The 15,951-nt window shown below is 51.0% G+C and carries 12 protein-coding genes and 1 CRISPR repeat array; of the genes, 3 read left to right on the top strand and 9 right to left on the bottom strand.

Features of this window, described 5'->3' with window-relative positions:
- Positions 1-26: 26 nt before the first annotated feature.
- Positions 27-787: a CRISPR direct-repeat array (repeat unit 29 nt; unit sequence GTGTTCCCTGCGCCCGCAGGGATGAACCG).
- A gap of 73 nt (positions 788-860) precedes the next feature.
- On the bottom strand, positions 861-1,448 hold the full coding sequence (locus KDK13_RS04575; RefSeq protein ID WP_257283757.1) for a TetR family transcriptional regulator: 588 nt from the start codon (positions 1,446-1,448) through the stop codon (positions 861-863).
- Positions 1,449-1,599: 151 nt separating this feature from the next.
- Between KDK13_RS04575 and KDK13_RS04570 the strand changes: the two genes are divergently transcribed.
- Complete coding sequence (locus KDK13_RS04570; protein WP_257283756.1) at positions 1,600-3,000, top strand: MATE family efflux transporter; 1,401 nt, start codon at positions 1,600-1,602, stop codon at positions 2,998-3,000.
- Positions 3,001-3,098: 98 nt separating this feature from the next.
- Here KDK13_RS04570 and KDK13_RS04565 read toward each other — a convergent pair whose 3' ends face one another.
- From KDK13_RS04565 to putP, 8 genes are all read right to left on the bottom strand, one after another.
- A complete protein-coding gene (locus KDK13_RS04565) occupies positions 3,099-6,653 on the bottom strand; it encodes a DEAD/DEAH box helicase (protein ID WP_257283755.1) in 3,555 nt (1,184 codons plus the stop codon).
- A gap of 162 nt (positions 6,654-6,815) precedes the next feature.
- Positions 6,816-7,400 (bottom strand): DUF819 family protein, encoded by a 585-nt coding sequence (locus KDK13_RS04560; protein WP_257283754.1) that lies wholly within the window; start codon positions 7,398-7,400, stop codon positions 6,816-6,818.
- A gap of 43 nt (positions 7,401-7,443) precedes the next feature.
- Positions 7,444-7,647 (bottom strand): hypothetical protein, encoded by a 204-nt coding sequence (locus tag KDK13_RS04555; RefSeq protein WP_257283753.1) that lies wholly within the window; start codon positions 7,645-7,647, stop codon positions 7,444-7,446.
- A 10-nt stretch (positions 7,648-7,657) separates the two neighbouring features.
- Positions 7,658-8,935, bottom strand: coding sequence for an alanine racemase (locus KDK13_RS04550; RefSeq protein WP_257283751.1), 1,278 nt, complete (start codon positions 8,933-8,935; stop codon positions 7,658-7,660).
- A gap of 72 nt (positions 8,936-9,007) precedes the next feature.
- Entirely contained in the window at positions 9,008-9,688 is a 681-nt protein-coding gene (locus KDK13_RS04545; protein ID WP_257283750.1) for a D-arabinono-1,4-lactone oxidase, read from the bottom strand.
- Between the two features lie 31 nt (positions 9,689-9,719).
- Complete coding sequence (locus tag KDK13_RS04540) at positions 9,720-10,157, bottom strand: FAD-binding protein (RefSeq protein ID WP_257283749.1); 438 nt, start codon at positions 10,155-10,157, stop codon at positions 9,720-9,722.
- Positions 10,158-10,183: 26 nt separating this feature from the next.
- Positions 10,184-10,564, bottom strand: coding sequence for a cytochrome c5 family protein (locus KDK13_RS04535; RefSeq protein WP_257283747.1), 381 nt, complete (start codon positions 10,562-10,564; stop codon positions 10,184-10,186).
- A gap of 234 nt (positions 10,565-10,798) precedes the next feature.
- Positions 10,799-12,289, bottom strand: coding sequence for a sodium/proline symporter PutP (gene putP / locus KDK13_RS04530; RefSeq protein ID WP_257283746.1), 1,491 nt, complete (start codon positions 12,287-12,289; stop codon positions 10,799-10,801).
- Between the two features lie 766 nt (positions 12,290-13,055).
- Here putP and KDK13_RS04525 point away from each other — a divergent pair.
- Together KDK13_RS04525 and KDK13_RS04520 are read left to right on the top strand one after the other, a co-directional pair.
- Complete coding sequence (locus tag KDK13_RS04525) at positions 13,056-13,889, top strand: ChaN family lipoprotein (protein WP_257283745.1); 834 nt, start codon at positions 13,056-13,058, stop codon at positions 13,887-13,889.
- Positions 13,890-13,993: 104 nt separating this feature from the next.
- Positions 13,994-15,682: an ABC transporter ATP-binding protein/permease gene (locus KDK13_RS04520; RefSeq protein ID WP_257283744.1), complete on the top strand. Its 1,689-nt coding sequence runs from the start codon at positions 13,994-13,996 to the stop codon at positions 15,680-15,682.
- The last annotated feature ends 269 nt before the right edge of the window (positions 15,683-15,951 follow it).

Raw genomic sequence — 15,951 nt, 5'->3', positions numbered from 1 at the left:
GCGGCCAACAATGGCTCGGGTGGTGTGTGTTCCCTGCGCCCGCAGGGATGAACCGCGCCCTTCTGGATGTTTGGTACAGCTGAGCGGGTGTTCCCTGCGCCCGCAGGGATGAACCGTTACCAGCGGATACCAGACTATGTGGAATTTGGTGTTCCCTGCGCCCGCAGGGATGAACCGGCGCTGCCCACCAATACTACCGGTAATGTAACGTGTTCCCTGCGCCCGCAGGGATGAACCGACCAGGGCACGGAACGAAGCCTTTGACCTGGCGTGTTCCCTGCGCCCGCAGGGATGAACCGCAGTTTAAACGTTGGGTAACTAGAGAGGTGCTGTGTTCCCTGCGCCCGCAGGGATGAACCGGTTTACATATCGAAGGCGGGCAAGGAATACCGGTGTTCCCTGCGCCCGCAGGGATGAACCGTCGGCTATTTCTTCCGGGGTTAAATCATAGTAGTGTTCCCTGCGCCCGCAGGGATGAACCGCGTTTAAACGTCTGGTGTAATGCTGAAGTAGCGTGTTCCCTGCGCCCGCAGGGATGAACCGCGTCTTTTTTTATACCAGAACATCAGATGTATGTGTTCCCTGCGCCCGCAGGGATGAACCGAGTTGCTGGTTCAGTACGATCTGAGCAGCACCGTGTTCCCTGCGCCCGCAGGGATGAACCGGATTGGATAATTCTCACTTTTATCAAAATATTGTGTTCCCTGCGCCCGCAGGGATGAACCGGCCGATCACTGTAACAGGTGGTCGGCCTTTTTGTGTTCCCTGCGCCCGCAGGGATAAACCGAAAAAATGTAGAAAAACACAGTGATTATTCAGTGTTTTGTTCGCTCCCGTCGACATTATCAGTCCGGATGAAATCACTTCATGCCCAGCGTCAGATGAATATCATTAATCACCAGGTCATCTATCGCCTTTAGATCCAGGCTTTTATCACCAAGATAAGAATAACTGGACAGGGTGAGACTGGTGGCTATCAATTTCCACGCGCAGTGTCGTTTATCAAGCGTGAGGTGAAAGGTCTCATCTTTTTGACCCTGGGCTAACACTCTCTCAACCAGGTCTGTCAGGCCGAGCATGGATTCACAATAGACAGTTTTCAAGGGTTCATTGCGCCACATTTCATCGGCTGCACTGAGCCATACCCGGTTTTCAAACTCCCGATCCGGTAAATTTGATGGTAGCAACATCTGCAACAGGGCTTCGTAGGGGGGCAATCGCTTAATGGCCTTCAGGTCGCGGTCAACGGATGATGACACGGCATAACGGATGACTTCGGTTTTCAATTCGTCCAGAGAGGCAAAGTGGTGGTGGATGGTGCCTGTCGCGGCTCCCATTGCTTCGGCAACCTTGCGGGCAGTTATGCCAGCAAAGCCACAGGAGACTACCAGGGAAAGGGTGGCCTCCAGGATGGCTTTGCGTTTTTCATCTTTTGGCAGGTAACTCATTGACCGCATCTTTCCGATATAACTAATGGTTGACATAGCATAAAAACAAATTGAACATATGTCCAATTTGAACAGATGTTCATATTGGTCAGTCAAAGAAATAAAGTATTGTAGGCACAGGGGAACCTCCTGCCGCGATAAGGAAACGACTATGTCAGTTCACACTACTGATGAAACGATGACCACCGGCAGTACCACGGTGGATTTTTTCCGTTTTGTTGTGCCATCCATACTGGGTCTGGTGGCATTGTCTTCAGCAGGTATCGTTGATGGTATCTTTGTTGGCAATTACGTGGGGGCTACAGCCCTGGCCGCGGTTAACCTGGTGGTACCACTCTATTCGGTGTTCTTTGGTCTCTGTGTCATGATGCTGGTCGGTGGTGCAGTGGTTGCCGGTAAAGCCCTGGGGGAAGGCGATACACGCACGGCATCCAATATTTTTACCAAATCCCTGACGGTGGTTGTTATCTTTGCCCTCATCGTAGCCAGTCTGGCATGGTATTTTGCCGGAAATATTGCCGCTTTTGTGGGCGCCGAAGGGGAAGCACTGCCGCTGACCACGGAATATATCCGTATTATTTCGCCCTTTATGTTTTTTATGGGGCTGGCTTATGCACTGTCGTATTTTTCCCGGGTTGATGATGCACCAAATTATGCGTTATTCGGGCTGGTGCTGACTGCGTTTACTAATATCGTACTGGATGCGTTGTTTATCAAAGTATGGGGCTGGGGTATCAGTGGTGCAGCATTTGCCAGTGGTATTGCCTATACGGTGGGTACGGCGTTTCTAATGGTACGTTTTTTCGGCAGACAGGCCCGCATTCGGTTGATTAAACCCTATGGTTCCTGGTTTGAGCTGTTCCGCGCCGCCTATAACGGTTTTTCCGAGTTCATTAATGAGATGTCCGGTGGACTGATCATGTTTGTTATTAACTGGATTCTGATGATCGAAGCAGGCACAACGGGCGTTGCTGCCTTTACCATTGTCAACTATATCCTGTGGCTCAGTATCATGATGGCCTACGGTACTGCAGAAGCCCTGGGTCCTCTTGTCAGCGTTAACTTTGGTGCCAGAAAGCCAGAACGTATCGCCAACTTTATGAGACTGGCTGTTGGTCTTGCTGTTCTGTTAGGTATTACCTTTGCGACGGCTCTGCTGGTTTATCCTGAGGCTCTTGCCAGTGTCTTTATCCAGAGTGACGAGGTGGCTACGCTGGCTCTGACCCTGTCGATCATCGCCGTTATCTGGCCTGCCTTTCTGTTTAACGGTATCAATATTACCCTGTCCGGCTATTTTACCGGGATGCATGCGGCTACCCAGTCGGCCCTGATTGCCATGAGCCGCTCTCTGGTGCTGCCACTGGTGCTGATCATTCTGTTCTGGAAAACCCTGGGGCTTGAAGGTGCATTTCTTGCCCTGCCGGTAGCAGAAATACTGACGTTTGCTCTCAGTGTTGTGCTGTTTTACCGGGCAACGCCGGGAGTGATGGTTGGCAAGGATATGGCTGTTTCTGATAGCGGGATGGTTAAGCTGGGAGGTTCCCGGACGTGACAGTTGACGATGGGTTCCTTCTATAAATGACCGATGACGTACAACCTCCGCTCAGGGTGAACGGAGATTTTGCGCATCAAACTCATTGGAATGACGTGCTAACCCTTCAACGGCTCAAACAGCACATTAAGGTCCTCAGCTGTAATGGTGGCCTTTTTCCGCCTGCCGGAACCATCACTTAAAATGGCATCGGCCAGGGCTTTTTTCTTCTCCTTCATGGCCTGGATTTTTTCTTCGACAGTGCCTTCGGTGATCAGTTTGTAGATAAAGACCGGTTTATCCTGACCGATCCGGTGTGCCCGGTCGCTGGCCTGGTCTTCTGCGGCAGGGTTCCACCAGGGGTCGTAGTGTATCACCGTATCCGCCGCCGTGAGGTTCAGGCCGGTGCCGCCGGCTTTCAGGCTGATCAGGAAGACCGGCGTGTCACCGTTCTGGAAGGTGTCCACGGGCTTCTTCCGGTCCCGGGTCTGGCCGGTGAGTTTGACCCAGGGGATATTGGCCTGTTGCAAGCGGTGTTCGATCAGCGCCAGCATGCTGGTGAACTGGGAGAAGATCAGTATTTTCCGGCCCTCTTCCACCATGGGTTTTACCAGGTCCATCAACAGTTCCAGTTTGGCGGATTCGCGGATATCAGCAGCCTGCTCCACCTTGACCAGGGTGGGGTCGCAGCAGGCCTGGCGCATTTTCAGCAGGGCGTCCAGAATGACCATCTGGGAGCGGGCCAGCCCTTTCTTTTCGATCTCTTTCTGGACCCGGGCTTCCATGCTGGCCCGAATGGTTTCGTAGAGGTCCCGCTGTTTCCCGTTGAGTGCCGTGGTGCGCAGGATTTCGGTTTTGGCGGGCAGCTCTTTGGCCACCAGGTCTTTACTGCGACGGAGCATAAAAGGGGCAATACGCTTTTGCAGTTTTTCCGCCTGTTGCTGGCTGCCCTGTTTTTCGATGGGCGTGCGGTAAAAGCGGGTAAACTGGTCCCTGGCACCGAGGAAGCCCGGCATCAGGAAGTCAAACAGTGACCAGAGTTCCCCAAGGTGGTTTTCCATGGGGGTTCCGGTGAGGCAGAGTTTATGTTCTGCGTTCAGGCAGCGCACCGCTCTGGCGCTTTTGGCATTGGGGTTTTTGACCGCCTGGGATTCATCCAGGGCGAGCAGGTGAAACCGGGTGTTGGCCAGGTCCTGAAAATCCCGCTGAACTACGCCGTAACTGGTCAGCACCAGGTCTGCGCGGTTAATTTCATCACTGTCCCGGTTGGCACCGTGATGGATATGGACCGTTAAGTCCGGGGTGAACCGGCTGGCTTCGAGGTGCCAGTTGTGCAGCAGGCTGGTGGGGCAGACTACCAGGCTGGGGGGGAGTTTATCCTTGAGCCGTTGTTTTTCCAGTTGGATATGGGCCAGGGTCTGAAGGGTTTTACCCAGTCCCATATCGTCTGCCAATATGCCGTTGAGACCGTATTCCCTTTGGAATTGCAGCCAGGACAGGCCGTGCTGCTGGTAGCTGCGCAGTTCTGCCTGCAGCCCGTTGGGTGGTTTAACCGACTTCAGTTGTTTAAAACCTTTCAGCTTTTTGCCGAGGGCCAGCAGCTTTTCTCCACCGGACCAGGGCAGGCCAAGCTGGTCATAGAGTTCCTGCCAGACCTGGGCATGGTAGTTCTGCAGCTGGTATTCGTTCAGTGGCCGTTCCCCGAACAGTTCCAGCAGGGTACCGGCAATCAGCCGTAACCGCTCGGTCGGCAGCTGGATGAATTTACCGCCGGGCAGGGCAATGGGAACCGGGGCATCACCGGGCATGGCCTTGAGTTCGTCCAGTGTCGGCAGCTGGTTTATCTGGCGGGCCAGCAGCGGGAGCAGGTCGATGGGTTTATCGTCAACGGTAACGCCGAGGCGCAGGTTGAACCAGTTGTTTTCCGATTCATCCAGCTCAGCGTACCAGTCGTCATCGGTGAGGGTGGCAAACTGAAACGGGAAGTTGTCATCCATGGTGACCGACCAGCCCTGTTCTTCCAGTTCCGGCAGGACATCGCTGACAAAACGTAACCAGCGGTTGCGGTATTCGCTGCCGGATATGCCGGTCACCAGGTCGTGTACATCCAGTTCGCTGATTTGTTGCACACTTTCCATATGGCGGATATGGGCAGGTTCCATGAACTCGGGCAGTTGTTCCAGGGCGTGGTATTCCGCACTGCTCTGGCGGGGGATGAATTTATGGCCGTCTCCTGCCGACTTCAGGGTTTGCTGGTGGCTGCCAAAGGGAATGGTCTGGCCATCGTAATCAAAGCTGACCCGGCCACGGGCCAGTCGGTCAGCGGATGTTTTCTTACCGGTGGGAATGCTGTCCAGCAGCAGTCGGGGTTTGGGGATGACCGTCAGCACGGAGACCTTTTCCGGTAACGGGATGATCGGTTGTTTCTTGCTCTTGCGCTTTTCGTTGCCGCTGGTTTCACTGCTGTCACGGAACATCGTTTTCAGGGTTTGGCTGGTGATATCGATACCGGCCTCGTCCAGCGGCGGTGCATCCAGCAGCAGGCCCAGCAGGGTTGGGTCCGGCAGTCCGGTCAGGTCGCCACAGTGAAACTGATCCTGCTGCCGGAGAAGGTAACAGGCTGGCTTTGAAGGAATCAGCAGCAGCGGCTGGCCATCGCCGGCAGCCACCAGTGAGGGGCGTTGCAGCCCCTGTTCATCCAGCTGCCAGCGGATTTCACCCTGGATGGCAGGCTGGCGGATAACCGGAAGTTTTAACTCACGATCCACCACACAACGGCCGGTGGCCATGATTTTTTCCAGCAGCTCGTGGCCGTCCTCACCATTCAGGGTGATTCTCCCCTGGTAAAGATCAATCCGTTTGTTGATATATGCCAGCTTGAGGATGCGGCGATCATTATCGGCCATGCTGGCGGGCCAGTTGCCATGATGCAGGCAGTTGTAGGCGCTACCAAAGGGGGAGGGTTTGCCAAAGCCGCCACTTTTCAGGTAGCGGGAGAGGCAGATCTGGACAATGATGCCACCGTGATAGGAGTTCTCTTCCAGAACGTAAAGCGCGATATTAGTGGCTTTGCCCTGTTTTGCCTGTTTTTTCTCTTCATTGTCCCGCTCTTTTATCGCGGCATTCAACCGTCGCAACCAGTTATTGCGCTGATCTTCCAGCTTTCTGGCCTGCTCCCTGGCGGCGTCTTCCGGTGATATTCCCTCGAACTCCCCGAGAAACTCCTCCACCATGGTTTCCAGTACATCATTGCTCAGGCGACCACCAAACTGCTCCTCCAGCAACCGCTTAATAGAGTTAATTTCAGCAATGGATGCCTTGGGGGCCGGGTATGAATCAGTATTGCTGTGACCTGTCCCCATCATTTGATTAAGGCGTTTGGCACCGTATTTTTTTTCCCCCGCCAGCAGCAGCGCGACGGTATGTTTGCAGTTATAACCCACCGGACAGGAGCAGAAACCCTCAAGGTTATCCTCTCCGGGATCATCGTGATTGTAAAAGAAAACCTCAACTTCGTAGGTTTTCCGGCCACTGCCGCGCACCAGACCGTACAACAAATCCTTATCTTCTTTCAGTTCGAGATGGCTGACTTTGTTTTTTCTGAAATAGTCCCGTCCTCTTTGCAGGGTAGTTGTCGAGAACAGGTTGTTAAGGTCAATAATTAGTTGGGTCATGGGGGCAGTGTTGTTGGAGTAATCGTGAGGGAAAATTATGGTCGACAATCTGGTTGATTGAAACTCAGCCATATCCCCAGACAGGTAAGACGGTTTGAGATTGAATACCATCTGAAATATTGTCTTGCCTGTTGAATTAACGGGATTTCTGAACTCTCTCAGTTACCCTCCCAGCCCCAAAACGTAACGGGTTCCGTAAGCAACCATTACCCCCAGATAGTTGCCCAGGGCGTAACCAATAATGGCAGCTGCAAAGCCCGGTAGAAGAATTTCACGATTTTTCAGGGCGCCGACAATCACCGGGATAAATGGCACTGACATAATCGCCGCTGAAGACGTGATCAGAAAGGTATCCGTATCAATCTTCATCAGTTTGCAGGCAATGGCCTGAACAAACAGGGAGCCCAGCAGGACAAAACCGATATAGGCAAACAAATCCAGGTTGAGACTGGTCAGAATGCTGGTGTCGGTCATGGTACCCATGGTGAAACAGAAGACCAGGATCAGATACATTCCCAGCTGAAAACTGTTTGCCAGCTTGCGGATATTGGGAATAAATGATACAGCCAGCCCCAGGCTTGTGATGGAAATGATGGTCACTACCGATGTCATGGACTTGGGAAACAGTGATGACAGGCCCAGTGCCAGTCCTACCACCAGAGCGGAGAACAGCAATGACTGTGACGTCTGAGGCAGGCTTTTCAGGCTGGCAAGCACCTTATAACTGTTTGCACTTTCATCTGCCATATGAGCAAACGCGTCCTGGTCGACTGAATCACGGGCAGTGCTTTCAGACTGAAAGATTCATTTGTATTGCCGACAGCTGTCCCTCACCGAGCAGGGCAGGCAGATCAAGGCCTGCGCTTAATGTTATTCCAAGGCCAAACGACAGAACTACAACACCAATTTTATCCAGCAGCCTGCATTTCTGGCACAGGATAATGAGCAGGGCAGGCACCAGCAAATAAGCCAGGGCAGTGAATATTATGGACACGGTATACTCCTTATCGTTCAGCGGCTGATGCTGACAGATCCTTTGGAAGCGGGCGTTTGGTTTCAGGTGACGGTGAGCCGTGTTCCGGGTATTGGAATACTGGCCAGTATGACTCTATTATTCCGTCATTCATCACCGCGATATGTCCAAACTGCAGAAAGACAGCCTCGCTCTGGCTGGGTCGAAAAAACATAAAGTCATCCCTTTGAATGGGGTGGTCTTTGTGGATTTCGTACAGTTCCTGGTTACTGGAGTGGCCAAGCAACCCGGAGCGTTTGCTGCCTGCTGGATAGCAGGGGGAGGCAAGCCAGTTACCCCCATAGATAAACGCCGCTCGTTGTGGTGAAAGACCGACCATTCTCAATAGTGCCGATATGCCTGAAGCCATGGGCAGGTTGGGCTTGTGGACATCTTTTATAACCGGAGCAGCAATAAATGCTGCGGGGGAATGATGGTTCAGAGTAAATACATCAAAGTCAGTGGGCTTCACCAGGGCAGAGGCGGTGGCAATTTCATTAATCAGGGTGTTGTCCCGGTAAAGGGGATAGGTCGTGCTTCCTCCAGCATTGAGACAGAGACGTTCTAACGCCTGGTGAACAAACACTTTCTGTATTTGCCCGGTGAATTCCCGGTAGCGCGACATGGCTGTTCGAAATGCTGTCTCAGGGCCACCTAATAAAACTGGAATTTTGGTGATGTGGGCTTCATAACCCATCAAGCCGGACAGGGATAAGTAGTCACTGTCTTTCAGTAGTTCAAGTGCCAGCTGGAATTCTGATAGATCAGAAAAACCACCGCGGTTAAGACCAATATTGATCTCCAGGTTAATTTGCAGTTGCAAGTCATTGTCCCGGGCAAAGGCATGGTATTCCTGCAAACGTGCCAGGGAATCGACCAGCCACTGAAGCTGGGATTCCGGTCGGAATCCACAGGATTGTTGCTGCTGCCAGTGATAAAAATACCTGACGGCACTGATTGGCATGGGTTTGCCCAGCAAGACATCAGCTTCCGGAATGTTGTCTACCAGGTGAATAAGGAAAGGAATGTGGAAGCTCATCAGGCGACGGGTTCCGGTTCGTTCCATGATATAGCGCAACAGGGGAATAGACGGCAGTGACTTGGCCACAATCCGGTACTGGAATCCCTGGCCGATGACTTTCAGAAGCTGGTTAATGTTGTAATCCAGTCGTCGTTTGTCGATCACCAGGGTAGGGCTGCAGAGACCGGCCTTTTTCAGGCTCTGGCCCATGTCCTGAAAGTAGCGATGATTTGTGTAGTGATGAGTCATGGCCGGTATTGACCCTTATTCTTTTTATATTTGACCAGAGTGCTGGTATTACCAGTGAAGCTTTTAGTGAACTTACGCAGTTAAGGTAAGCAGTTGCTTCAAATACGAATTCAGGAATTTACCCTGAGGGTCAATCTGTTGCCTGACCAGATTGAACTCTTTCCACTTTGGATAGAGTCTGGAACAATCCCGGGCCGTCAGTTTGTTCAGCTTACCCCAGTGAGGGCGGCCGTGGTATTTTAGCAGGATAGGTTCGATGGCGTTGAAAAAGTCCCGGTAATCCTCTTCGAAGAAACGGTGAATGGCAATGGAACAGGTTTCTCTCTGGTAAAACGGGCTTAACCAAATATCGTCACCTTTCACATAACGAAATTCGATGGGGAAAAAGACCTCATGGAAGTTCTCTTCCAGCACTTCACGGATTTCCTTTAGCGCTTTCAGGCCATTTTCCCTGGGCAGGTGATACTCCATTTCGTTAAAACGGACATTTCGATCGTTAGCGTAATTCTTCCATGAACTTTCAATGACGACTTCGTCGTCAATAGTTTTCATATAGGTGCTTAAAATTACCTCGCGCAGGGCAGGGGACCAGCTCAGCATATCCCGGGCCAGCTTCAGGTCGTTGGCACCGTCATTGGTATCCATTCGTCCGGTACTGCCCGGCAGTTCATCGGTGATATTGTGAACATCCGTCCATCCCATGCCGGTAAAGGGGATGTAGTAGAACTCGAAGTTACGGTTGTTGTCTGCCATATCTTCAGCAATGTCGAGAATTTCATCAAACTCACGCCAGACACCCAGCCAGTGACTGCTGATCGATGTCTGGCATGATGGTCAGGGCCTGACCAATATCTTCCAGTGGCTGACCAATATCACCCAGGCGGGTTCCACCCTGAATGGTGGCCTGTAATTTGTCCGGGTTGTGGTCAACAATACCAGTCATACGACTGAGTGACACCAGCGTATCGTCAGTGGGAACCAGGGCGCTGAATGAGTGCCCGGAACCCACTGGACGAATAACGCCTGTTGATGAGGTGATGATTTCCTGGAGTTCGGCAATGGTGGCGGGGGCTTTTCTGTATTCCGGAAAGCACTGCTGTGATCCGGACCAGTTACGCCAGGGGATACGGCGCTTTTGTTCAGCGAAGCTAATGGTGGGTGAAACAGCCTGGGCTGCCGCTACAGTCACTAATGAGGTTAAAAAATGCCGGCGACTTAACATAATGATGTCCTGGTGTTCGCTTCTTATTATTCAGCCGGAGCAGCCATAAAGGTGATCAGAGCTGCAAACTGTTCTGGTTGACAGTCCATGCACATACCGAAGGGAGGCATACCACCAAAGCCGTTTATAACATTATCCAGAAGTGCTTCCATACCTTTGTCCATCCTGCTTTTCCAGCTGTGGCTGTCGCCGGTCAATGGTGCGCCGGTATTGGCAAGGGTGTGGCAGGCCTTGCAACTGCGGTTGTATATGGCAGAGAGATGGGGATCATCTGGTTGTAACTGGCTGGCCAGGGCCGGGTCAAAGGTCTTTTTTGATGACAGGATTTGTGAAGAGTCACAAGCTGTCAGCAGAAGAGAAAATAATAGGGCACTTGTCTGGTATTTTGCGGATTTCAGGAACTTCATAAAGCGATTCTATTTTTATTGTTGTTTGCTTTGTGGGATTGAGTTGAACCGGGATAGCTTTTTTGTACCATAGTACAGTTTTGGCTCAAAAAAAAGTCCCCTTTATGCATCTGGTCAGTAGAGTAGCGTTGAACCCTGAATTCAGAAACGACAAAATTGAGAAGGAGGTTAAAAAGGGAGGCGGGAGTCTGAAATAAGGGAACAGCACACCGCTGTTCCCTTTGGCAAAGACGATCAGGAGACCGTCTGTTTTACCAGTTCAAACTCCCTGGTGATTTCTTCATCGGGTGCTTTCGTTACCAGGCTGGTCACCACAATCGCTAAAGAGGCAAACAGGATACCAGGTACAATCTCATAGAGATCGAAGATACCGCCACTCAGCTGTTTCCAGACGACAACCGTAACCCCGCCAACGACAACGCCTGCCAAAGCACCAAAACGATTCATTCGCTGCCAGAACATACTGATTAACAGTGCCGGACCAAATGCGGCACCAAAGCCTGCCCAGGCATAAGAGACCAGTCCAAGGACTGAACTGTCGGGATCAAAAGCCAGGAACAGTGCTACCAGTGCAATCGCGACGACAGCAAGACGTCCCACAAGCATAACCTGCTCTGAGGTCGCATCTTTTTTCAGAATGTCCTTGTAAAAGTCTTCTGCCAGCGCGGATGAAGAGACCAGTAATTGGGAGTCAGCGGTACTCATGATGGCGGCCAGGATCGCGGCCAGAAGAATACCGGCAATCACCGGGTGGAAGATGGCATTCACCAGAACCATAAAGATCGTTTCGCCATCGGTAAGGGCAGAGCCCTGGCCGTTCAGATAGGTCAGGCCTGCCAGGCCAACCAGAATGGCACCAGCCATGGATAAGGCGCTCCAGAGCACCGCTATACGGCGGGCCGTGGGAACATCATCCGGTGAGCGGATGCCGGCGAAACGTGCAAGAATATGGGGCTGACCAAAATAACCCAATCCCCAGGCGGCCAGTGACAGGATCGCAATCCACGTCAATGGTTCACCATCGGCGCTGGTCCAGGGGTTCAGCAGGTGTTGGTTATGACTTTCCAGCAGCGAAAGTAATGATTGCTCTGAAGAGCCGGATTGCAGGGCAATAATCGGGACAATCAATAACGCTGCCGCCATTAATAACCCCTGAATAAGGTCAGTCCAGGAAACTGCAAGGAATCCGCCAAACAGGGTGTAGGAAATAATGCAGACAGTGCCAATAACCACGGCAACGCTGTAATCGATACCAAATACGGTTTCAAACAGCTTGCCACCGGCAACCAGTCCGGAACTGGTATAGAACAGGAAGAACAACAGAATAAAAAAGGCTGAAACGGCCTGTAGCATTTTTGAGTGGTCTCTGAACCGGTTGGTGAAAAACTCCGGCAGAGTTACCGAGTTTCCGGCGGCTTCACTGTAGACCCTCAACCGTTTGGCCATTAACAGCCAGTTCAGCCAGGTACCCAATAACAGGCCACCGGCCAGCCAGAATGCTTCAAAACCGGCAGCAAATGCATAGCCGGGCAGGCCAAGGAGAAGCCAGCCGCTCATATCCGATGCGCCGGCACTCAGTGCCGCAGGCCATGGCCCCAGGGTCCGGCCGCCAAGAAAATAGTCTGCAGAATTGCTGGTTCGTTTCCAGGCCTGATATCCGATAAATAGCATCATGGCCAGATAAGCAAGAAAGGTGGCCAGGATGGCACTGCTGCTCTCATTCATAAGTGATCCTATTTCAGTTTTTTGTTTTTGTTGTTATGCCAGAGATGAACCTGATGTATGAAAAAAGTGCGACATTTCAGATTGCTATCTGGCATCGATGTTAAGGTGAAACAGGGTAGCATTTTGTAGTTATATTGTCGTGTTTTAAAACGACAGTAGTCGCTGAAAAAAAACGTTAAACTCATGCTGGCTATTGAAGACAGAAAAATCCTCAGCTACCAACACTCCGTCAGGTCAGAATCGGGAGATATCGCAGAGCCGGAAAGCAGTATCGTTGTGCATAATCCTTTATTGCTTTTGCCCCTCAATGCGGGAGTCAAGGAGTGTAAAACCGCAGCATTTTTTTCAGTATTTACTTATTTCTTAGTTAACAATCTCTGTCAGACTGGCAAGTGATCTGAAGCGGTCAATTCAATGTTTTTTTGACTAAGATCAAATAAATGCAAATGAGAATACTTGTTATTTGCATTTATTTTTACCACTCATTATAAAGCTTGCTCCAGAATAAGTGATCCGGTTTTGCTTTAGTTTATTTCGTTGCCATCAGCAGGTTGGAAAGTGGAAAAAATGTGTCTGTGTTGCCTTCTGATCTGGCGTTTGGACTCGCTACCCGACGTTTAACAAAACTTACTGTACAGCCTCATCAAACCCGTAAGAACCAGACCTTCACGCCATCGAACTGGTAAGTATCAAGTACACAAATATAAGTGCCTTTGCCTTTCGGGTAGGGGTGGTTTTACACATTACGTCGTGAGCAATAAATTTTATGTGGACCGTTTTTAGCAATGGACAACGGATTACTCAGCAACACTTTTTCAGCCAGTTACAGGATGCTGACGTTATTTTGGTTGGAGAATTCCATAACAATGCACAAGGGCATCAAGTTGAAGCAGAAATAACCCGGGAAATACTGAGTAAAACGCCCTCAACGGCTATAGCAATGGAAATGTTCGAACGCCAATACCAGGGCCTGGTGGATTTGTTCCTGCAAGGTCATATCAGTGCCAATGCTCTGGAAAAAGCGACCTTCGCGTCTAACTGGGGTGGCGTCGACAATACCTGGCAGCAATGGTATCAACCGATTGTTAACCTGGTAAAAGATTACTACGAACAGGGGGCCCGGCTAATCGCAGCCAATGCGGCCCGTTCCTATGTGAAAATTGCCAGCATAGAAGGCTATCAGCCTCTGCAGATGCTTAAGGAGCAGGGCAATACCCTGTTCGAAATTCCGGACCCGGCAGTAGATGTCACCGAATACATCAATAATCTGAATAGCTTTGCGCGTCCCAATGTGCCTGCCATGGCGGCACTGGCAAGGCCTGGCGGTTTTCTGGATGCACAACAGTTATGGGATGCCACCATGGCTGATTCGGTGGCAAAGGCCTACCAGAATCACCCTAAAGTGATGCTGTTTATCGGTGATTTTCATGTCAAAAGAAATGGCGGCACCACTCAAAGGGTCAAGCACTTCTTACCAGACGCCAGGGTCATCAATGTCAGTATCCTGCCGGTGGAACAGCCGGAGATATGGAACGATGAGCATACCAATCATGCGGAGTTTGTTATTTACACCCAGGCTCCAGATATAGCGCAGTCTTAAGTCCGACAGGCTCCCGGGCTCATCTCCGGCCAGCGTCGTTTGATGATGGCTGGGGGTTGATTAACTCGATAAAGCGTCTGAACTAGCATTTCTCAGGAAACTCCATGCCGCCAGTGCTGAACCATATTTTACAAATTACCCGGATTGCCGTTCTGGGGTCCCAGTTTTGGCTTGGGGCATTCCTTTTTATAACGATTCTGGGTTTTAAGTTCTCCGGTGTCTGGGTGTCATTGGAAATGATCACCTGGAATAAAGATTTTTACGATGCCCTGGAACAGCGTGATGCGGCGTTAGCCCTGTATCAGTTGGGGCTCTTTGCCGTGTTCACGGCCATTGCCGTATTACTGTACCTGGCCGGTGACTGGTTGCAAAAAAGACTGCTTATTCTCTGGCGTGAAAAATTGACCATCCATGTGGAAAATGCCTGGCTTAACAACAAGGCCTACTGGTATTTACGGCCCGGATTTTCGCCGGATCCGGTAGATAATCCAGACCAGCGTATTGCCAATGACTGCAAGCTTTTTGTACATCATTTAATTACCCAGACACTGGATCTGATTACCAGTATTGTCGAGTTGTTCTCCTACGTTGCCGTGCTCTGGGCGCTCTCTTCAATGGCATTAAATTTCACCCTGTTTGGCGTGGAGGTTGTGATTCCCCGGTATATGGTCTGGATGGCATTCATCTACGTTGGCATCTCGAGCTTCTTTACTCATATTCTTGGTCGCCCAATTAAAAATATTCTTTTTCAACAGGAGCGCTACGAAGCAAACTTCCGTCACGCCCTGGTCCAGATACGGGATGGTGCAGCAGAAATAGCCCAGGACTCCGGGGAAAAGGCGGAGCAAAGACGACTGGATGGACAGTTTGGCGATGTGAAAAAAAACTGGCTGAAACTGGCCAATGCTGAATTTGTGCTGGGGCTTTTTACCCGTCCTTACTTTACCACGGTATTACGAATACCCACGTTTCTGGCATTGCCCGCGTACTTCGCTGGTAATGTTACCCTGGGTGGGATGATGCAACTGGCATCCGCCTTTTCCAGTGTAACGACGACACTGAGCTGGTTTATATTCAGCTATCGCCATCTGGCAGAATTTGCCGCAGTGGCTGAGCGTTTACAGGGGCTTCTTGAAGCCAGTCAGCAACTGAAGGGCTATGAAGGTGTCAGCAGGGAGATCAAACGTCAGAAAGCTACTGATCATCAGATAACGGTAAACAATCTGGTTCTGACCACGCCAACCGGCGTTCAGTGCACCCGCATTTCAGACCTGTCGATTGCGCAGGGAGAGCGTGTCTGGGTTGCCGGATCATCCGGTGCCGGAAAAAGCACATTCATGGCATCCCTGTCGGGTTTATGGCCCTTTGGGAAAGGGTGCATATCAATGCCAGACGTTACCATGGTTGCTCTGCCACAAGTAACCCGCATGTTTCCTGAGGGGCTTCTGCATACGCTCGTATACCCTGATTCACCTGACGACACTTCCCGTGAAAAGATTGAGGCCTTATTGTGCCGGGTGGGGCTTAAGCATTGTATTCCTGCCCTTGATGATCATGGCAGTGGCAGTTTTTCAGGGCTTTCCGGTGGTGAAAAACAACGGATTGCCCTGGTGAGGGCCATCCTTAAAAAGCCGAAGATACTGCTATTGGATGAATCAACCTCCGCTTTGGACCCGAGTACAGAAGCGGCCATGTTTGAACTTATTCAAGAAGAGTTGCCAGACACCACCATTATCTGTGTGGCTCACAGGCCCCCTAATCAACTGGCGCCGTATACCACCGTCTCACTGTGATATTTAATGGAGGGTCATTCTCGGAGGAGTGGCGGAAAAAACTCGATATTTACGGAAAAGGTGGGATTGGGAAATCCATTACAACTTTATTCTGGAAAGAGTGGGAAAAGCCGCTGCATTAAATTCGATAGATGATTAGGGATGAACGAATCCGTAAAAACCGTATTTGACTCAACCCGATGAAATCTCTATAGTTTGCCTCCGTTGACGCAGGGCGCTCGTAGCTCAGCTGGATAGAGTACCTGGCTACGAACCAGGCGGTCGGAGGT

It is taken from the genome of Endozoicomonas sp. SESOKO1 (assembly GCF_024606265.1).
Lineage (GTDB): Bacteria > Pseudomonadota > Gammaproteobacteria > Pseudomonadales > Endozoicomonadaceae > Endozoicomonas.
This window is presented reverse-complemented; position numbering and strand designations above follow the sequence as displayed.